This window comes from Modestobacter sp. SYSU DS0875 (assembly GCF_054050915.1).
In genome coordinates, this window is sequence record NZ_JBJHAH010000031.1 from 13,469 (window position 1) to 32,636 (window position 19,168).

Below are 19,168 nucleotides of genomic sequence, written 5' to 3' on the forward strand. Positions count from 1 at the left end.
GGTCAGGCGGGTCCGGCCGGCGCGGACACCCGCAGCGACAGCGGGTGCCAGGTGCGCCAGTGCACCGGTCGCGGTGCCTGGCAGGTGGTCAGCGCGGCCACCTCGGACCGGCGGCTCTCGATCGCCACCAGCACGTGGCCGTCCGGCGCGCCCAGCGTCACCGCCCAGCGCTCCACCCCCTCGCCCGGGGAGGGCAGCTGCGCCAGGTGCACCAGCGGCAGGTCGCCGACCCCGAGCAGGCCGAGCTCGGCCCGGGCGTGCTGCTGCGCGGCCTGCACCGGCGGGGCCCAGCCCGACCGGCCGCGCAGCCACGGCAGCGCCACCTCACCGCGGGCGTGGGCGGCCACCAGCTCCGCGCCGTCGCCGGGCACCTGCCCGTACACGTGCCCGGTGGGCAGCACCAGCACGTTCGCGGCGAACCGATCCCCGCCGAGGTGGCTGGTCTCCCAGACCTCCGCCGCCCCCGCGGCAGCCAGGCCCGAGGTGAGCGGCCGGCCCCGGACGGCGCAGCACGCGTCGTGGGAGCCGTGCGTGCACACCAGGTACGTGGGGACGTCGGTCGGCTCGCCGACCGAGCCGTCCCAGGGCACCTCCAGCAGCTCGGCGTCGGACTCCCGGGCAGCCCAGCGCACCGTCTCCACCCCGGGGGTGGTGTCGGCCAGCGCCCACCGGCGGCCGGTGTCGGCCAGCCGTCCGCCGGGCCGGCGCACCAGCTGCACCCGGACGCCGGCCTCCCGCGCCCGCGCCGCCAGCCGCGGGGCCACCGCCCGGTCGAACCGGGACTCCAGCAGCGCGTCCCGACCCCAGGGCCCGGGCTGCTCCACCAGCAACCAGCGCCGGGCCGGCGGCGCGGTGGCCGTCGGGGCGTCGCCGCGCAGCAGCGCCTGCACCGAGCAGCGGGCGTCGTCGAGCCGGCCGGCCGGTCGGGGCACGGGATGCCGTGGAGTGGGGGGCTCCTCACCCACCGACGGCGCCATGACCCCCATCGTGCCCGCCGGTGCGCGCGGGCGCCCCGGCACGGGCATCGGGGACGACCGCGATCGACTCGGTCACCAGCCGGCGGGCCAGGGTGAGCTGGTCGGCGGGGTCCAAGCCGGGCAGGTCGCCGACCTTCAGCTCCCCGGCGGCCAGCAGCGCGGCCAGCGCGGGGCGGGTGGACGCCGGCAGGTCGTGGGTGCGCCGGCCGGCGACCAGCGCCACCCGGTCGCCCACCGGCTCGCGCAGCTGGGCCCGCAGCAGGGGCCGCACCCGGAGCACCGTGCCGGCGTCGAGCGCGGCAAGCGCGGTGGACTGGGCCAGCGGCGAGACCGGCGCGGGGCGCACCTGCCCCCAGGCGCGGGCGCGCAGGGAGTCCGCGACCGCGGCCGGGTCGACCTCGCCGATCCAGCGCTGCAGCCCGCTGAGCACCGCGGCGACGTCGTCGGCGGTGGCGTCGGGGTCGGCGAGGTCGACGCCGAGCGGCAGCGAGCCGCGCAGCGCCGGGTCGTCGGCGGCGAGGGTGCGCACCAGGTCCAGCGCCGACTCGACCGCGCCCCAGCGGGTCACGGGGTGGATCCCGACGGTCAGGTGGGCGCTGATCTCACCGAGCGCGACCGCGGAGTGGATGTAACCCCGCGGCAGGTAGAGGGCGTCGCCGGGGCGCAGCACGGCGTCGATGACCGGCGGGTGCTCGGCCGCGGCGGCCACCTCGGCGGCCCGGTCGGTCCAGGGGTGGGTGCGCAGCGGGTCGGGGAGCACCGGCTCGTGGATGGTCCAGTGCTTCTCCCCGGCGACCTGCAGCACGAAGACGTCGTGCACGTCGTAGTGCGGGGAGAACCCGCGCGAGGACGGCGGGGTGACGTAGGCGTTGACCTGGGTGGGGTGGCCGAGGTCGGCGGCCAGCTGGCCGGCGAAGGCGATCAGCGGCGGCCAGAGGCGGTGCAGGCCCTGCAGCACGACGGTGGCCCCGTCGGCGAACAGCCGCAGCACCGCGTCGGAGGAGACCTGGTCGGCCACCTCGGCACCGGCGCCCTGCGGGCTGGTGAACCGCTTGGGGTCGACGACCGCGCCGTCCTTGGCGATCCGCAGGAACGGGGTGCGCAGGCCGCGGGTGCTCAGCAGCTCGTCGACCGCCTCGAGGCTGAGCAGGTCGGTGAAGGTGCCGCCGAGCTCGGCGGCGGTGGAGAGCAGTGGACGGCGCGACCAGTGCCCGGTGGCGAACTCCTCGGGGTCGACCGCGATGCAGCGCCGCAGCGCGGGACGGGCGCCGCCCTCCCGGGGGGAGGACGGCGCCCGGTCCTGCAGATCGGGGTCGGGCACGGTCAGGCCGAGCCGTCCGCGCCGCCGTCGTGCACGCCCGCGGCGCCGCCGTCCGCAGCACCCGAGTCGGCCGGGCCCTCGGCGCCACTGTCCGCGCCGCCGTCGGCACCGCCGTCGGCACCGCCGTCCGCGCCACCGTCGGCACCCGCGCCGCCGTCCGCGCCGCCGTCGGCGCCGCCGTCGTGCTGGCCGGGCGTGCCCTCACCGGCACCGGAGTCGGCCGGGCCCTCGGTGCTGGTCATGTCCTCGTCGTCGAGCGCCATGGCTCCTCCGATCGTCGAGTCGGGCCGCCGGTCGGCGGGCCCGGGGCTGTTCTACCGCGATGATCGACTCGCCACACCTCCGAGTGGCGGGCCCGCCGGCCGGCGACCGGTTACGCTCGTCGGCATCGAACACCTGTTCGACGACCGTGGGGAAGACGGCCGTCGCGCGGGTACCGGGTGCGCGCGGGGGCGCGGGGTGGTGAGGGGTGTCGCGGAGTGTCCGATCGGGCTGCCGGCTGCACGGTGCTGCACGTCGACATGGACGCCTTCTTCGCCAGCGTCGAGGTGCGCCGGCACCCCGAGCTGGCCGGCACCCCGGTGATCGTCGGCGGCGCCGGCAACCGCGGCGTGGTCACCTCGGCCACCTACGAGGCGCGGGCCTACGGGGTGCGCAGCGCGATGCCGACGTCCCGGGCGCTGCGGTTGTGCCCGACCGCCACCGTGCTGCCCGGCGACCTGGCGCTCTACGCCGAGGTGTCCCGCTCGGTGATGGCGCTGTTCCGGTCCATCACCCCGCTGGTCGAACCGCTGAGCCTGGACGAGGCGTTCCTGGACGTCTCCGGTGCCGGCCGGCGGCTGGGCGACCCGGTGGTGATCGGGGAGCACATCCGGGCCCGGGTCTACGACGAGCAGGGCATCACCTGCTCGGTGGGGGTGGCCGGCAGCAAGTTCGTCGCCAAGCTCGCCTCCACCCGGTCCAAGCCCGACGGGCTGCTGGTGGTCCGCCCGGCCGAGGTCATGGAGTTCCTGCACCCGCTCCCGGTCGGGGCGCTGTGGGGCGTGGGCGCCAAGACCGAGGAGGTGCTGCTGCGGCTGGGGCTGAAGACGGTGGGCGACCTGGCGCACGTGCCGGCGCGCACCCTGCAGCGCGCGGTCGGCTCCGCCGCCGGGGCGCACCTGCACGAGCTGGCCTGGGGCCGGGACCCCCGCCGGGTGGTCCCCGACGAGCCCGACCGGTCCACCGGGGCCGAGGAGACCTTCGGCACCGACGTCGACGACCCGCAGGTGGTGCACCGGGAGCTGCTGCACCTGGCCGAGCGGACGGCGGGGCGGCTGCGCTCGACCGGCTCCCTGGCCCGCACGGTCACCCTCAAGGTCCGCTTCGCCGACTTCACCACGATCACCCGTTCCCGCACCCTGAAGGTCCCCACCGACGTGGGCCAGGAGCTGTACGACACCGCGCGCACGCTCTTCGACGCACTCGGGCTGGACCGGGCCCGGATCCGGCTGGTGGGAGTGCGGGCCGAGGGGCTGGTGGAGGCCGACGCCACCGCCCGGCAGCTCGAGCTCGGCGCTCGCGAGCACGGCCGGCGGGACGCCGAGCTGGCCGCCGACCGGGCCGCCCGGAGGTTCGGCGCCGGCGCCGTCCGCCCGGCGACCCTGCTCGGCCGCACGCGCGTGCCCGGCGAGCACCCGGTGGCGCGCCCGGCAGCGCCGCGGAAGGGGGTGCGGCAGCCGCCCAGAGCGCCCCGCTGACCTGCCGGGAGTGCGCTGCGGGAGGCAGATCACCGCACTCCCGGGTGTGTCGGGAGCCGCTCGCCTTTCGCACCCCGCGAACGGCTCGTATCCTCGGAACCACCACAGGCGGACTGTCGTCAGTGGGTTGTGTACTGCGCACCTGGAGGTCGACGTGCCGCTCTCCGAGCACGAGCAGCGTCTGCTGGAGCAGATCGAGCGCGCCCTCGTCGACGACGATCCGAAGTTCGCCTCGACGGTTCGCACCGGTGACCGCCGGCAGAAGGCCCGCCGCAAGGTGCAGTTGGGCGCCCTGCTGGTCGTCGTCGGCCTGGCGGTGATGGTCAGCGGCGTGGCCCTGCCCAACGTCGTCGTCGGCGTGCTGGGCTCCCTGATCGCCTTCGGCGGCGCCGCCCTCGGCGTGCTGAACTACAAGGCCGCCACGGGCGCCGTCGAGGCAGGCCCGGCCGCGACCGGCCCCGGGGGCGCCACGGCCGCCCGCGGCAAGGTCGGCAAGAGCAAGGCCGGCCGCCCGCCGTTGAAGAACCGCCTCGAGGAGCGCTTCCGCCGCCGCTACGACCAGTAGCCGCCGCAGGCCCGACCACCAGCGCAGCCGCCGCCCACCGGGACGGCGGCTGCGCTGTCCCGGTCGCCGGCCGGTGGCGGGGTCGGGTCAGCCGGCGGCCGACGGCACGGCGTCGAACAGCGCGCTGACCGACTCGCCGTCGTGGATCCGCTGCACCGCCTGCGCCAGCGCCGGGGCGACCGACAGCACGGTCAGCTTCTCCGCCCCCCCGGCCGGCACCGGCACCGTGTTGGTGCAGACGATCTCCAGCACGTCCGGCTGGGCGCCGATCCGCTCCAACGCACCCGCGGCGAACAGCCCGTGGGTGCACGCCACCCGGATCGACCGGGCCCCGGCGTCGCGCAGCCGGTCGATCAGCTCCAGCACCGTGCTGCCCTTGGCGATCTCGTCGTCCAGCACGATCACGTCCCGGCCGGCGACGTCACCGATGACCGCGCTGATGCTCACCCGGTCGTCGGCGTAGCGCTGCTTGGCCCCCGCGGCGACCGGCACGCCCAGACGTCGGGCGAAGGCGGCCGCCTCCTTGGCGTTGCCCAGGTCCGGTGAGACGACCGTGGTGCGCGACAGGTCGAGGGTGCTGAAGTGGTCGGCCAGCTCCCGCAGAGCGTGCAGGTGGTCGACCGGGACGCTGAAGAACCCGTGCACCTGGGGGGAGTGCAGCGTCATGGCCAGCACCCGGCTCGCGCCGGCGGCGACCAGCAGGTCGGCGATCAGCCGGCCGCCGATGGAGATCCGGGGCGCGTCCTTCTTGTCCGACCGGGCGTAGGCGTAGTGCGGCATGACCACGGTGATCCGGGCCGCGGAGGCGCCCCGCGCGGCGTCGATCATCAGCAGCAGCTCGACCAGGTTCTCCTGCACCGGGGTCACCAGCGGCTGCACCAGGAAGACGTCGCGCTCCCGGCAGTTGGCCTGCAGCTGCACCTCGAGGCAGTCGTTGGCGAACCGGGTCAGCCGCACCGGCTGCAGCGGCACCCCCAAGTGGGCGCACATCTCCCCGGCCAGCTCGGGGTGGGCACTGCCGGCGAAGACGGCGATCTCGCGCACGAGGCACTCCGGGGATCGGGGCGGTCCGGCGTGCTCGCCGGCAGCACGACCGTAACGAGCGTCCGCCCGGCCGGCCGGGTCAGGCCGAGCGCGGGCGGCGCGCACCCCGGTCGGCCACCCAGCGACCGGCGTCGGCCAGGGTGGACGCCGGCCACACCGCCGCCACGACCCGTTGCCGCCGTCCCACGCTGCGCAGCAGCGCCTGCCGCACCGTGGCCGTCGCCGCGCGCAGTTCCGGGTCGGCCGGCCCCGTCGCGGGCGGGCCGTAGACGGCCCGTTCCTCGGCGGTGGTGAGCACCCGCAGGGCGTCGACCGTGCCGGCCGTCCCGCCCGACCGCGCCCCGTCGGGGCCGGCCACCTGCTCGGTGACCTGCCGGGCCAGCTGTCGGGTGGTGCCGCTGCCGGTCACCGGCACGCCCAGGTCGGTCGCGGTGGCCAGCAGCTCGTCCCACAGCGCCGCCGGCCGGCCGTCTGCCAGCCGGCCCAGCCGCTGGCGGTGCCGGACGACCGCCGGCAGCGCGGCCAGCGCCAGCACCAGCAGCAGGCCGGACACGCCGGCCAGCCAGGGGCCCGGCGAGGGGGTCGCCGCGTCGGGGGTGGCCAGGGGGACGTACTGGTCGTCCCGGTCCAGCTGGGCGGTGGGCCCGGCCGGTGCCGGCAGCGGGGCGTTCGGGGCTGCCGGGGCGGTGGTCTGCGCGGCCACGGCGTCGGCGCGCGGCGCCCACGGCAGCTGCGCCGCGCGGTCGACGTCGATCGGCGTCGGGTCGAAGGGCACCCAGCCCTGCCCGGGGAAGTAGACCTCCACCCAGGCGTGCGCGTCGTCGCTGGTGACCACCCGGGTGCCGTCGGGCCGCTCCTCGCCGCGCGTGTAGCCGAGCACCACCCGGGACGGCACCCCCGCCGCGCGGACCAGGACGGCCATCGCCCCGGCGTACTGCTCGCAGTAGCCGCGCTTGCGCTCCAGGAAGTCGGCGAGGTCGTCCCCGGAGGTGCCCGGCTGGGTGGAGAGGCTGTAGACGAACCCGTTGCCCCGGTCGGTCAGGTGGTCGAAGACCGCCCGCACCCGCTCGTAGGGGGGCTGGTCCGGGGAGGTCAGCCGGTCGACCAGGTCGGTGACGCCCGGGTCCAGCGGGGGCAGCTCGAGGTAGCGGTCGATGCCGTCGCTGCCGGGCTGGGCCGGCGGTGCCGCCGCCAGGTCCGCAGGGCTCGGGTCGGGCCGGTCGGCGGTGACCCGGTAGGCCAGGTCCGCGGTGGTGGTGCCCCGGCCGAAGACCGTGCGGCCGGCGCGGTCGAACCGCCAGTCGCCGTCGCCGGCGACGTCCACCTCCTGGAGGGAGTAGGGCACCGGGAGGAACTGGTCGTCGTGGCCGACGACGGTGATCCGCGCCGTCACCCGCTCGTGGGCCACGCCGCCGGGCAGCGGCGCGAGCGAGTCGTCACCGGCGATGGAGCGCCGGCCGTCGGCGTCGCCCCGCTCCCAGCCGTCGGCGGTGAAGCGGTCGAGCACCACCGAGCGCAGGTAGCCCAGGTCGCCGTCGGACCGCACGCTGAGCAGGTCGACCGGGGTCGGCCGGTTGAGCTGCCCGCGCATCTCGGCCACCGGGTCCAGTGCGGTGCCGGTGCCCTGGCCGCCGGTGCCCCACCGGGCGGCCAGCGAGCCCTCGGAGAGCGTGGGCACGACGGCCGACAGCAGCACCCCCAGCACGAGCGCGATCGCACCGGTCCGCAGCGCCGGCAGTGTGCCGGTGCCCAGCGGCGAGCCGCTGCCCGCCCGCGCACCGGTGGTCAGCCGGGCGCGCTGGTCGGCCCACAGCAGCAGGGCGAACCCGATGGCCGGGCCGAGGAAGGCGACGAGCGCGACGTCGCCGGTGATCGTGCTGACCGGTACGCAGTAGAGGACCAGCAGGCCCAGGCCGCCCAGCGCCGGCTGCCGGGCCGGGACGGCGAGCAGGTCGACGGCGAGCCCGACCAGCGCCACGAAGACGGCGGTGAGCGCGACGAGCCCGGCCAGCGGCAGCGCCGGGGTCGCCTGCTCGCGGATCTCCTCGGTGCCGTCGGCGAGCAGCCCGGCCAGCTCGCCGACGCTGCCCGGGGTCGGCACCACCCCGGCCCACGCCCCGTCCGGCGCGAAGACGACGGTGAGGGCGGTCAGCACGAGGGCCAGCTGACCCAGCGGCACCAGCGGTCGCGCCCGGCGGGCGACCGGGTCGGGCAGCCGCGCGACGCCGGCGCGCAGCGCCAGCCCACCCAGCCCCACCGCGACGACGACGAGCAGCACCGGGGGCAGCCACGCCGGTGTGGCGAACACCGGCGCCAGCGCCAGGCTGCCCAGCGCGACGGCGGCCGTGGCGGCCAGCGCGGTGCCCGGGCGCTCGACGGGGGTGGGGGACGGCGCGGGGCGGGTCATGCGGGCACCTGCGCGGCCGGAGTGCCGAGGGACTGCCACAGCTGGTCGACGCCGGCGTCGGCCCGGGCCAGGGCGACCTGCCAGCCGGCCGCGGCGAGCAGCTCGGCGGCCTGCTGCTGCTGGGCGACCACCTGGGCGCGGGCGGCCGGGGCCAGCGGGCGCCGGCCCCGCGCGGCGCCGCCGTCCAGCCAGCTCGCCGGGTCGACCAGCACGGCGAGGACGGTGCCCGGGCCGGACCGCGCCCGGGCCAGCGCCTGCACGTCCTCGGGGCCCAGGAGCCCCAGCAGGGCGATCACCGGACCGGCGTCCCCGGACCCGCGCAGCGCCTGCAGCCCCGGCTGCAGGGCGGCGTGCCGGGAGGGGCCCAGGTCGGCCAGCCGGTCGAGCAGCTCGCCCGGACCCAGCGCGCCGGCACCGGTCGCCGGGCGGAGCTCGCCGGCCTCGGTGACCACCCGCAACCCGGCGCCGCGGCCGATCAGGTGGCTGCCGATGCTCGCCGCGGCCTCGACCGCCCACTCCAGGGTGTCCGGAGGCGGCGCCGGGTCGCCGGGTGGGCCGGCCACCGCGCCGCCGAGCAGGTGACTGGTCGCCCGGCAGTCCAGCAGCAGCGTCGCCGACGCCCGCCAGGGCCGCTCCTCCAGCCGCACCATCAGCTCGCCGGTACGGGCGGTGGCCCGCCAGTGCACCATCCGCAGGTCGTCGCCGTGGCGGTACTCGCGGGTGCTGACGTCGTCCTCCCCGTGGACGGCGATCGACCGACGGGCGCCCTCCCCGCCGGTGCCGCCGACGCCGGAGAGCGGGCCGGCGCCGGACAGCGGGCGCGCCCGGGGGACTACGACCAGCGCGGCGGTGTCGGCGCCGGCGGCGCTGCGCAGCACCAGGCCGAAGGGGTCGACCAGCCGCAGCCGGAGTGGGCCGAGCGCGAACCGGCCGCGCCGCGCCCCGTGCACCCGGTACCGCAGCGCGGCGGTGGCGCCGGCGGCCAGCCGCTCGACCACGAACTCCGGCCGGACGCCGAGCTCGCCGGGCACCTGCTCGCCGAGGAGCCACAGTCCGCCGGGGCGCCGGTCGGTGTTGGTCACCTCCAGCAGCACCTCGGCGTCGCTGCCGCGGGGCACCCGGCCGGGGGTGACCGAGCGGCGGGAGGCCAGCCGGAAGCGCTGCCGGGCCACCCCGACGGCGGAGAGCACCGGCAGGGCGAGGACGAAGAGCGCCAGCTGGAGCAGCGTGCGCTCGCCGAGCAGCGCGCCGAGCGCCGCGAGGGTGACCCCGGCGGCCACCAGGCACCGGCCGCGCAGGGTCAGCGAGGAGACGGCGTCGCTGAGCCGGGTGCGTGCCACCGGATGACCTCGGGAGGCGCCGGGCTCAGCGGCCGCGGGCCGGGACGGTGGCGAGCAGGTCGCTGACCACGCGCTGGGTGTCCCGGCGGGCCATCGCGGCGTCCTGGCTGAGCAGCAGCCGGTGGGCGAGCACCGGCACCGCCATCGCCTGGACGTCGTCGGGGAGCACGTGGTCGCGGCCGGCCAGCGCCGCCGCGGCCCGCGCGGCCCGCAGCAGCTGCAGACCGGCCCGCGGCGAGGCGCCCAGCCGCAGGTCGGGGGAGCGGCGGGTGGCCTCCACCAGCGCCACGACGTAACGGCGCAACGGCTCGGCGACGTGCAGCCGGCTGACGGCGCCGACCAGGGCGCGGATGCCCGCCGCGTCGATGACCGGGGTCACCTCGCCCAGCGGGTCGGTGCCGGACCGCTCGTCGAGCATCGCCAGCTCCGCGTCCCGGTCGGGGTAGCCCATCGAGACCCGGGCGGTGAACCGGTCGCGCTGGGCCTCGGGGAGGGGGTAGGTGCCCTCCATCTCCAGCGGGTTCTGGGTGGCCACCACCATGAACGGCCGGGCCAGCTCGTAGGTGACGCCGTCGACGGTGACCTGCCGCTCCTCCATGCACTCCAGCAGGGCCGACTGGGTCTTGGGCGAGGCGCGGTTGATCTCGTCGGCGACGACGACGTTGGCGAAGACGGCGCCGGGCTTGAACTCGAAGGCCCGGCTCTCCTGGTCGTAGACCGCCACGCCGGTGACGTCGCTGGGCAGCAGGTCCGGGGTGAACTGGATCCGGCGCACGGTGCCGTCGATGGACCGGGCCAGCGCCTTGGCCAGCGTGGTCTTGCCGACGCCGGGGACGTCCTCGATGAGCAGGTGCCCCTCGGCCAGCAGGACGGCCAGGGCCAGCCGGACGACGTCGGGCTTGCCCTCCACCACCCGGCCGATCGAGGCGGCGAGCTGCGCACCCGCGGCCGCGATGTCGATCTCGGCGGGGTCGATCTCGGCGGGGTCGATACCGGCACCGTCCGGGGTTCGGCCGAGGGCCGCCACCCCGAGCCCCGCCCCGGCCGCTCGCGGATCCAGCTCCGTGGTGCCCTCCGTCACCCGGCCCACGGTACGTGCGAAAACCCGCCGGTGGGGTGCCCGCCGGGTGGGGGTGCGCCCGGGGGCGCCGGGGCGGCCGGAGCGGCCCGCCGGGGGAGCCCGGTGGAGGGCGGTGGAGCGGAGGGGACGACACGGTGCGAAGTGGTGTCCAGTGGGGGCCAGTGGGTTAATGTGTCGCCGGATGGGGAGGCCGGGACCACGGAAGGGTCCGGCAGAGCCACGGGAGGACAGATGCGGGGGGTGATCCGGTGTTCGTCGGCAGCTACCCCCTGCGCCTCGACGAGAAGGGCCGGCTCGCACTCCCCGTCCGCTACCGCGAGCTGGTGGCCGACGGCATGGTGATCAAGAAGGGCCAGGAGCGCTGCATCTACGGCCTCACCATGGCCCGGGTCGCCGAGCAGAGCGCCGCGCTGAAGGCGATGGCCCCCGCCGACACCAACGCCGCCCGCATGCACGCCCGGATGAGCTTCGGCTCGATGGTCGAGGTGGAGGCGGACAAGACCGGCCGCATCACCATCCCGGCCAGCCTCCGGGAGTACGCCGGCCTGGACCGCGACGTCGTGGTCGTCGGCGTCGACACCCGGTTCGAGATCTGGGACAGCGCCACCTGGGACGCCTACGTGGCCGAGCAGGAAGCCGTCTTCGCCGCCATGGAGAGCGAGGGGATGCCGACCCTCTCCTGAGTCCGTCAGCACCCCACCAGCCCCCACCACCGACCTGCACCACCGACCCACTCACCGGGCCGAGCCGACTTCCCCGCGGCTCGACCCACCGGGTTCCGAGCCGGCTTCCTCCCGGCTCGGGCCCCTGGACAGCGAGCCGACTTCCCCCCGGCTCGACGTCCCGCACCACCCGCGCAGGGCACCGCCCGCCCGAGCCGCCCCAGCAGGGCTCCACCTGGTACCGCTTCCCCGGCGCCAGGCGGGCCCTGCGGGGCGGCGGGCCCGGGTGGACCCCCACCGAGCACCCACCAGGGCTCCACCCCACTCCACCGCCCCCACCACGCCCCACCCAGTCGCCACACCGCCGTCCCCGCCCCGCACCAGACCACGCGCCCGGAGAGGAGTCCGTCGATGAGCACCACCCCGGACGACCTCCCCGACGGCCTCCTGGACGGCGCAGCGGCCACCGGCCCGGCCGTGCACGTGCCGGTGCTCCTGGACCGGGTGACCGAGCTCCTCGCCCCGGCCCTGCAGGCCCCCGGCGCGGTGCTGGTCGACTGCACCCTCGGACTGGCCGGCCACTCCCTGGCCCTGCTGCGCGCCCACCCGGAGCTGCGCCTGATCGGCCTGGACCGCGACCCCGACGCCCGCGCCGAGGCCGCGGCCCGGATCGCGGCCGCCGGCTGCGCCGAGCGCGCCACCCTGGTGCCCGCCGTCTTCGACGAGCTGCCCGACGTGCTCGCCGACCTGGGTGTGGACGAGGTCCAGGGCGTCCTGTTCGACCTCGGTGTCTCCTCGCTGCAGCTGGACCGCCCCACCCGCGGGTTCAGCTACTCCACCGACGCCCCGCTGGACATGCGGATGGACCCCGGCGCTCCCCGCACCGCCGCCGACGTGGTCAACACCTACAGCCGCGGCGAGCTGACCCGGGTGCTGAGGGTCTACGGCGAGGAGCGGTTCGCCGGCCGGATCGCCGCCGCCATCGAGCGCGAGCGGGCGCGCGAGCCGTTCACCGGCACCGCCCGGCTGGCCGAGCTCGTCCGCGACGCCATCCCGGCCGCGACCCGGCGGACCGGCGGCCACCCGGCCAAGCGGACCTTCCAGGCCCTGCGCATCGAGGTCAACGACGAGCTCGGCGTCCTCACCCGTGCCCTCCCGGCCGCCATCGACGCGCTCGCCGTCGGTGGCCGGGTGGCCGTCATCAGCTTCCACTCCCTCGAGGACCGCATCGTGAAGCAGACCCTCGCCGCCGAGGCGACCGACCGCACCCCGCCCGGGATGCCGGTGCCCATGCCGGAGCACGCCCCGGTGCTCCGCCTGGTCACCCGTGGCGGCGAGGCCCCGGGCGAGGACGAGGTCGCGGTCAACCCGCGGGCCGCATCGGCCCGGGTGCGCGCCGCCGAGCGGGTCCGGAGGGCCGCGTGAGCGCCCCGGCACGGACGACGGCCGGCCGGGCGGGCCCGCCCCGTGCCCGCACCGCCGCCACCGGGCCGGTGCACGTGCCGCGCACCGCGCCGACCCGGCGCAGCGGCCCGGTGCCCAGGCCGCAGCTGCGGCTGGTGCCCGGGGACGCCGGGGCCTCCCGCCCCACCCCGCGCCCCTCCCGCACCACCCGCCGCCGGCGGGCGCCCTTCGCGCTCCTCGTCGTCGGCCTGCTGGTCGCCACCACGCTGGGCCTGCTGCTGCTCAACACCGCCATCGCCGTCGACTCCCTGGAGGCCACCCGCCAGCGGACGGCGAACGCGGAGCAGGCGCAGGAGGTGGCTCGACTGGAGCAGCGGGTGGTCGCTGCCGACAGTGCAGCCGAGCTGGCCCGCGCCGCCACCGAGGGGGGCCTGGTCCCGCCCGGCTCCGCCGGGCATCTCGTGCTCCAGCCCGACGGCACCTCGGTGCTCGTCGGCACCGCCGCCCCCGCGCCCGCCCCCGAGACCGCCGACCCCGACTCCCCGCAGAACACCGACTCCCCGCAGAGCAACCAGACCCCCGGGAACTGATCCGTGCCGCCAGCAGGTCCTCCGCCCCCGTTCCGCCCGGGCACGGCCCGGCGGACCCCGTCGCGACCCACCGGTCCGGCCGGCCGCGCCGGCGGGCTGCGGCCCCGGCGGGAGGGTGGGCGGCGGGAGCCGCTGGGCCTGGCCCAGCGCGACCAGCGCAACCGGTGGGGCCTGGCGTTCCTGGTCACCCTGCTGGTGGTCGTGGTCGCCAAGCTCGTCGTGCTGCAGGGTGTCGACGGCGCGCCCTACGCGCAGGCGGCGGAGAACGACCGGATGAAGGTCTACCCGATCGCCGCCGTCCGCGGCGCGATCACCGACCGCGACGGCCAGCTGCTGGCGTACTCGGTGGACGCCGAACGAGTCACCGCCGACCCCTCGCTGGTCGAGGACCCGGCGCGCACCGCCCTCGCGCTGACCACGCTGCTGGACGTCCCGGCCGCGGAGCTCACCGCGAAGCTGTCCGAGGACAGCCGCTACGTGGTGCTCGCCGAGCAGGTCTCCACCGAGGTGACCGACCGGATCCGCGCGCTGGAGGAGCGGCAGGGCCTGTTCTTCGAGGACGACCCGGTGCGGCTCTACCCGGCCGGGGCGGTCGGCGGCCAGGTGGTCGGCTTCGTCGGGTACGACGGCGACGGGCTGGCCGGCATCGAGCAGCGCTACGAGGACGTGCTGTCGGGCACCGACGGCCAGGAGCGGGTCGAGGTCGACGGCCGGGGCAACCCGATCCCCTCGGGCATCGACGACACCGTGCCCGCCGTCGACGGCAGCACCGTCGCGCTCACCCTCGACGAGGACCTGCAGTTCGTCGTCCAGCAGCGCCTGGACGCCGCCTGCGCCGACGGCTTCACCACCACCGCCTCGGCCGTGGTGCTGGAGGTGGCCACCGGCGAGGTCGCGGCGATGGCCGGCTGCCCGGGGTACGACCCGGGCTCCTACAACACCACCGACCCCGACCTGCTGGGCAACCCGGTGGTCTCGGAGGTCTACGAGCCCGGCTCGGTGATGAAGGCGGTCACCCTGGCCGCCGCCATCGAGGAGGGCAAGGCGACCAAGGACTCGGTGCTGACCGTCGACGGGCACATCCGCGCCGGCGACGTCGTCGTCACCGACGCCCACGACCACGAGCCGATCGACTTCACCGTGACCGGCATCCTGGCCAAGTCCAGCAACGTCGGGTCGATCATGCTGGCCCGGGAGGTCGGCGACAGCACGTTCGAGCGCTACCTGCGCGCCTTCGGTCTCGGGTCGACCACCGGGATCGAGCTCCCCGGCGAGAGCGCCGGCATCCTGCAGGACTCCGCGGAGTGGACGGCCAGCCGCGCGGCCAACGTGCCGATCGGGCAGGGCATCTCGGTGACGACCCTGCAGATGGCGTCGGTGTACCAGACGCTGGCCAACGGCGGGGTGCGCATCCCGCCCCGGCTGGTCGACTCGGTGACCGCCGCCGACGGCACCGTCACCGAGGCGCCGCGGCCGGAGGCGACCCGGGTGGTCAGCGAGGACACCGCCGATCAGCTCACCTACATGCTCGAGGCGGTGGTCGGGCCCGGCGGCACCGCGCCGCTGGGTGAGGTCGACGGGTTCCGGGTGGCCGGGAAGACCGGCACCGCGCAGCGGGCCAACCCCGAGTGCGGCTGCTACGCGGGCGGTGGCTACTTCACCACCTTCGTCGGCTACGCCCCGGCCGACGACCCGCAGTACGTCGTCGCCGTGGACCTGGAGCGCCCGACCAGCGACGCCGAGGGCGGCCAGGTCGCCGCGCCGGTCTTCGCCGACGTGATGCGGTACGCGCTCACCGCCGGTGGCGTGGTGCCCTCGGGCGCGCCGCGCCCGGACTTCACCCTCTCGGTCCCCTGACCGGCCAGCCGCCGACCGGTCGGGCCCCGGCCGGCCGTCCGGCGGGCACGGACGGCGCGCGACACGGGCAGGGGTGGGCGGCCGGGTCACGGCGCCCGGCGCCGGTAGATTGGCCTGTCGTGACCCCGACCGTCCCCGGCTCGGTGCCCCGGCCCGCGGGGACCCGCCCGCTCCGCCTCGCCGAGCTCGCCGACCTCGTCGGGAACCCGGTCCAGGGCGACGCCGGCACCGCCGTCACCGGCGTGACCCACGCCTCGGGCGAGGTCCGCCCCGGCGACCTCTACGCGGCGCTGCCCGGCGCGCGCACCCACGGCGCCCGGTTCGCCGCCGACGCCGCCGAGCGCGGGGCGGCCGCCGTCCTCACCGACCCCGACGGCGCCGACGACGCCCGGGCGACCCGGCTGCCGGTCTGCGTGGTCGACGGACCCCGGGCGGTGCTGGGCCCGGTCGCCGGCCGGGTGTACGACCGGCCCAGCGAGCAGCTGACCGTGCTGGGCATCACCGGCACGAACGGCAAGACGACGACGGCCTACCTGGTCGAGGCCGGGCTGTCCGCGGCCGGCTGGACCAGCGGGCTGATCGGGACGGTGCAGACCCGCACCCGCGGCACCGGCCCCGACGGGACGCCGACGACCACCACGCTGCCCAGCGCCCGGACGACGCCGGAGGCACCCGACCTGCACGCCCTGCTGGCGACGATGGTCGAGTCCGGCGTGCGCGCCGTGGTCATGGAGGTCTCCAGCCACGCGCTGTCGCTGGACCGCGTCGGCGGGGTGCGCTTCGCCGCGGCGGGCTTCACCAACCTCTCCCGCGACCACCTCGACCACCACGGCGACATGGAGAGCTACTTCGCCGCCAAGGCGCGGCTGTTCGACGGGCGTGCGGCGGTCGAGGTCGTCGACGTCGACGACCCGTACGGCCGCCGCCTGGCCCGTCCCGGCACGGTCACCGTCTCGACCCGGGACGCCACCACCGCCGACTGGTCGGCCGCCGACGTCAGCGCCCTGCCGGCCGGGGGGTCCCGGTTCACCCTGCACGGGCCCGGCGGCCGCTCCTGGCCCGCGCGGCTGCGGCTGCCCGGCGCCTTCAACGTGGCCAACGCCGTCCTCGCCGTCGCGCTGCTCGACGCCGTCGGCGTGCCGGTCGAGGCAGCGGTCGCCGGCCTCGCCGAGACCGTGGTGCCCGGTCGGATGGAGCCGGTCGACGCCGGTCAGCAGTTCGTCGCCGTCGTCGACTACGCGCACACCCCGGACGCCGTGACCACCGCGCTGGACGCCCTGCGCGGCGCGACCCCGGGCCGGCTGCTGACCGTGCTGGGCTGTGGCGGCGACCGCGACCCCGGCAAGCGCCCGGCGATGGGCGCGGCCGCCGCGGCCGGCAGCGACGTGCTGGTCATCACCGACGACAACCCGCGTTCGGAGGACCCGGCGGCCATCCGCGCCGCCGTCCGCGCCGGGACCGCCGACGTACCGGCGGACCGGCGGGCCGAGGTGCTCGAGGTCGGTGACCGGCGCGAGGCGCTGGCCGCCGCGGTCGCGCTCGCCCGCCCGGGTGACACGCTCCTGGTGGCCGGCAAGGGCCACGAGACCGGTCAGGAGGTGGCAGGGCAGGTGTTCCCCTTCGACGACCGCACCGTGCTGCGCGAGGTGCTCTCCGCACGGGTGAGCGCATGATCCCCCTCACCCTGGCCGAGGTGGCCGCCGCCGTCGGCGGCGAGCTGTCCGGGCCCGGCGCGCCGACCGTCTCCGGTGCGGTGGTCACCGACTCGCGCGCGCTGGCGGCCGGCGACCTGTTCGTCGCACTGCCGGGGGAGCGGGTCGACGGCGCCGACTACCTGCCGGCCGCGGCGGCCGCCGGCGCGGCCGGTGCGCTGGCCACCCGGGCCGACCCCGCGCTGCCCACCGTCGTCGTCGCCGACCCGGTGACCGCGCTGGGCCGGCTGGCCGCCGAGGTGCACCGGCGACTGGTCGCCGGTGGGCTGGTCACGGTCGGGATCACCGGCTCCTCGGGGAAGACCTCCACCAAGGACCTGCTCGGCCAGGTGCTCGCCGCCGCCGGTTCGACGGTCAGCCCGCAGGGGTCGTTCAACAACGACATCGGCCTGCCGCTGACCGTCCTCGCCGCGGACGCCGCGACCCGCTTCCTGGTGCTGGAGATGGGCGCGCGGGGGCCCGGGCACATCGCCCGGCTCTGCCGGATCGCCCGCCCGCGCATCGGGGTGGTGCTCAACGTCGGCTCCGCGCACCTGGGGGAGTTCGGCAGCGCCGAGGTGATCGCCCAGAGCAAGGGCGAGCTCGTCGAGGCGCTGCCCGCCGAGGGCACCGCGGTGCTCAACGACGACGACGCCCGGGTGGCCGGCATGGCGCCGCGCACCGCGGCGACGGTGCTGCGCACCGGGCTCGGCGCCGGGGCCGACGTGCGCGCGGTCGACGTCGGCCTCGACGACTCCGCCCGCGCCCGGTTCACCCTGGTGGCCGGGGGCGAGGAGCACCCGGTGCAGCTGCAGGTCGTCGGTGTGCACCAGGTGGCCAACGCGCTGTCCGCGGCCGGTGCCGCGCTGGCGGCCGGGATGACCCCGGCGGCGGTCGCCGCCGCCCTGTCCGCCGCCGGTCCGCGCAGCCGCTGGCGGATGGAGGTCACCCGCCGCGCCGACGGGGTCACCGTCGTCAACGACGCCTACAACGCCAACCCGGAGTCGATGCGCGCCGCGCTCGCCGCGCTCGCCCAGCTGCCCGGGCGCCGCCGCATCGCGGTGCTCGGCGCGATGGGGGAGCTGGGCCCCGGCGCCGACGCCGAGCACGCCCGGCTGGGCCGGGACGCGGTGCGCGGCGGCGTGGACCTGCTCGTCTCCGTGGGGGACGACGCCATCGGGCTGCACACCGGCGCGCTCGCCGAACGGACGGCGAGCGGCGCGGCGGCAGCCCACACACAGGAGGAAGTGGTGCACGTGCCCGACCGGGAGACAGCCCGGCGGTTGCTGGCCCAGGTGCTCGCCCCGGGCGACGTGGTGCTGGTCAAGGCCTCCCGGGCCTACGCCCTGGAGCAGCTGGCCGCCGACGTCCTCGCCGCTGACGTACCTGCCACCGACCCCGGGGCCGGCGCGTGAAGTCCGTCCTCGTCGCGGCCGCCTTCGGGCTGGTGATCTCGATCCTGCTGACCCCGCTGGCGATCAAGGCGTTCCGCCGGCACGGGTTCGGCCAGGAGATCCGGGACGACGGCCCGCAGAGCCACCTGGCGAAGAAGGGCACCCCGACCATGGGGGGCACCGTCATGGTGCTGGCCACCGTCGGCGGCTACCTGATCGCCCACCTGTTCCTCATCGACCAGCCCGGGCGTGGCGTGACCGCCACCGGGCTGCTGCTGCTGTTCCTGCTCATCGGCCTGGGCACCGTCGGCTTCCTCGACGACTACCTCAAGATCCGGTACCGGCGCAGCCTGGGCCTGAACAAGACGGCCAAGCTGGTCGGGCAGCTGGTGATCGGGGTGACCTTCGCCGTCCTCGCGCTCATCCAGGACGACCAGGGCGCCGCGGTCGCCACCACGGCGGTCTCGTTCGTCCGGGACATCGCGCCGCTGACCCTGCCGGCGTTCCTGTTCGTCGCCTTCGCGTACCTGTTCATCGCCGGCTTCTCCAACGCGGTGAACCTCACCGACGGGCTGGACGGGCTGGCGGCCGGCTGCTCGGCGATGGTCTTCGCCAGTTACGTGATCATCTCGTTCTGGCAGTTCGGTCACGACTGCGCCACCGAGCTGGTCGACGGCTGCTACACCGTCCGCGACCCGCTCGACGTCACCCTCGTCGCCGCCGCGGCGATGGGCGCCTGCCTGGGCTTCCTGTGGTGGAACACGTCACCGGCCCGGATCTTCATGGGCGACACCGGGTCGCTGGCCCTGGGCGGTCTGATGGCCGGGCTGGCGATCGTGACCCGCACCGAGCTGCTGCTGGTGGTGCTGGGCGGGCTGTTCGTCGCGGTGACCCTCTCGGTGGTGATCCAGGTCGGCTTCTTCCGGGCCACCCGGCGCCGGGTCTTCCGGATGGCGCCGCTGCACCACCACTTCGAGCTGGCCGGCTGGGCGGAGAACACCGTCATCGTCCGGTTCTGGCTGGTCACCGGCATGGCGGTGGCGTTCGGCCTGGGGCTGTTCTACGCCGACTGGCTCTCCTTCGCCGGACTGTGAAG

Annotated in this window: 16 protein-coding genes; 9 read left to right on the forward strand and 7 right to left on the reverse strand. The window is 76.8% G+C overall.

Annotated features, from left to right (window positions below; translation table 11 throughout):
• Positions 1-2: 2 nt before the first annotated feature.
• From ACI79Y_RS16270 to ACI79Y_RS16280, 3 genes are read right to left on the reverse strand one after another with little or no spacing between them, the layout of a single operon-like run.
• Entirely contained in the window at positions 3-932 is a 930-nt protein-coding gene (locus ACI79Y_RS16270; protein WP_457159485.1) for a sucrase ferredoxin, read from the reverse strand.
• Between the two features lie 25 nt (positions 933-957).
• Complete coding sequence (locus ACI79Y_RS16275; RefSeq protein WP_457159486.1) at positions 958-2,298, reverse strand: cupin domain-containing protein; 1,341 nt, start codon at positions 2,296-2,298, stop codon at positions 958-960.
• 2 nt (positions 2,299-2,300) lie between these two features.
• Positions 2,301-2,561 carry a BatC protein gene (locus tag ACI79Y_RS16280; protein ID WP_457159487.1) on the reverse strand — a complete coding sequence of 87 codons (261 nt, stop codon included), beginning with the start codon at positions 2,559-2,561 and terminating at the stop codon, positions 2,301-2,303.
• 216 nt (positions 2,562-2,777) lie between these two features.
• Between ACI79Y_RS16280 and dinB the strand changes: the two genes are divergently transcribed.
• A complete protein-coding gene (gene dinB / locus ACI79Y_RS16285; protein ID WP_457159488.1) occupies positions 2,778-4,037 on the forward strand; it encodes a DNA polymerase IV in 1,260 nt (419 codons plus the stop codon).
• 154 nt (positions 4,038-4,191) lie between these two features.
• Entirely contained in the window at positions 4,192-4,602 is a 411-nt protein-coding gene (locus ACI79Y_RS16290) for a DUF3040 domain-containing protein (RefSeq protein ID WP_457159489.1), read from the forward strand.
• Positions 4,603-4,689: 87 nt separating this feature from the next.
• Here the strand turns inward: ACI79Y_RS16290 and ACI79Y_RS16295 are convergent, their stop codons facing one another.
• The 4 genes from ACI79Y_RS16295 to ACI79Y_RS16310 all read right to left on the reverse strand — a co-directional run bounded on the left by ACI79Y_RS16295 (position 4,690) and on the right by ACI79Y_RS16310 (position 10,474).
• Entirely contained in the window at positions 4,690-5,646 is a 957-nt protein-coding gene (locus ACI79Y_RS16295; RefSeq protein WP_457159490.1) for a ribose-phosphate diphosphokinase, read from the reverse strand.
• 79 nt (positions 5,647-5,725) lie between these two features.
• The gene (locus tag ACI79Y_RS16300; protein WP_457159491.1) at positions 5,726-8,053 is read right to left on the reverse strand and encodes a transglutaminase family protein; all 2,328 of its coding nucleotides are present in this window, start codon (positions 8,051-8,053) and stop codon (positions 5,726-5,728) included.
• Positions 8,050-9,393: a DUF58 domain-containing protein gene (locus ACI79Y_RS16305; RefSeq protein WP_457159492.1), complete on the reverse strand. Its 1,344-nt coding sequence runs from the start codon at positions 9,391-9,393 to the stop codon at positions 8,050-8,052. Before ACI79Y_RS16305 ends, ACI79Y_RS16300 begins: the two co-directional genes overlap by 4 nt.
• Positions 9,394-9,418: 25 nt before the next feature.
• Positions 9,419-10,474, reverse strand: coding sequence for an AAA family ATPase (locus tag ACI79Y_RS16310; RefSeq protein WP_457159493.1), 1,056 nt, complete (start codon positions 10,472-10,474; stop codon positions 9,419-9,421).
• 248 nt (positions 10,475-10,722) lie between these two features.
• On the opposite strand from ACI79Y_RS16310, the gene mraZ reads away from it, so the two are divergent.
• The 7 genes from mraZ to mraY all read left to right on the forward strand — a co-directional run bounded on the left by mraZ (position 10,723) and on the right by mraY (position 19,166).
• Positions 10,723-11,157, forward strand: coding sequence for a division/cell wall cluster transcriptional repressor MraZ (mraZ, locus tag ACI79Y_RS16315; RefSeq protein ID WP_457080880.1), 435 nt, complete (start codon positions 10,723-10,725; stop codon positions 11,155-11,157).
• Between the two features lie 390 nt (positions 11,158-11,547).
• Complete coding sequence (gene rsmH / locus ACI79Y_RS16320) at positions 11,548-12,561, forward strand: 16S rRNA (cytosine(1402)-N(4))-methyltransferase RsmH (RefSeq protein WP_457159494.1); 1,014 nt, start codon at positions 11,548-11,550, stop codon at positions 12,559-12,561.
• Entirely contained in the window at positions 12,558-13,130 is a 573-nt protein-coding gene (locus ACI79Y_RS16325) for a hypothetical protein (protein WP_457159495.1), read from the forward strand. The genes rsmH and ACI79Y_RS16325 overlap by 4 nt, the downstream gene beginning before the upstream one ends.
• A 3-nt stretch (positions 13,131-13,133) precedes the next feature.
• Complete coding sequence (locus ACI79Y_RS16330; RefSeq protein WP_457159496.1) at positions 13,134-14,987, forward strand: peptidoglycan D,D-transpeptidase FtsI family protein; 1,854 nt, start codon at positions 13,134-13,136, stop codon at positions 14,985-14,987.
• Between the two features lie 119 nt (positions 14,988-15,106).
• Positions 15,107-16,660 carry a UDP-N-acetylmuramoyl-L-alanyl-D-glutamate--2,6-diaminopimelate ligase gene (locus tag ACI79Y_RS16335; protein WP_457159497.1) on the forward strand — a complete coding sequence of 518 codons (1,554 nt, stop codon included), beginning with the start codon at positions 15,107-15,109 and terminating at the stop codon, positions 16,658-16,660.
• Positions 16,657-18,093, forward strand: coding sequence for a UDP-N-acetylmuramoyl-tripeptide--D-alanyl-D-alanine ligase (locus ACI79Y_RS16340; protein WP_457159498.1), 1,437 nt, complete (start codon positions 16,657-16,659; stop codon positions 18,091-18,093). The genes ACI79Y_RS16335 and ACI79Y_RS16340 overlap by 4 nt, the downstream gene beginning before the upstream one ends.
• Positions 18,090-19,166 carry a phospho-N-acetylmuramoyl-pentapeptide-transferase gene (mraY, locus tag ACI79Y_RS16345; protein WP_457159499.1) on the forward strand — a complete coding sequence of 359 codons (1,077 nt, stop codon included), beginning with the start codon at positions 18,090-18,092 and terminating at the stop codon, positions 19,164-19,166. The genes ACI79Y_RS16340 and mraY overlap by 4 nt, the downstream gene beginning before the upstream one ends.
• Positions 19,167-19,168 lie beyond the last annotated feature (2 nt).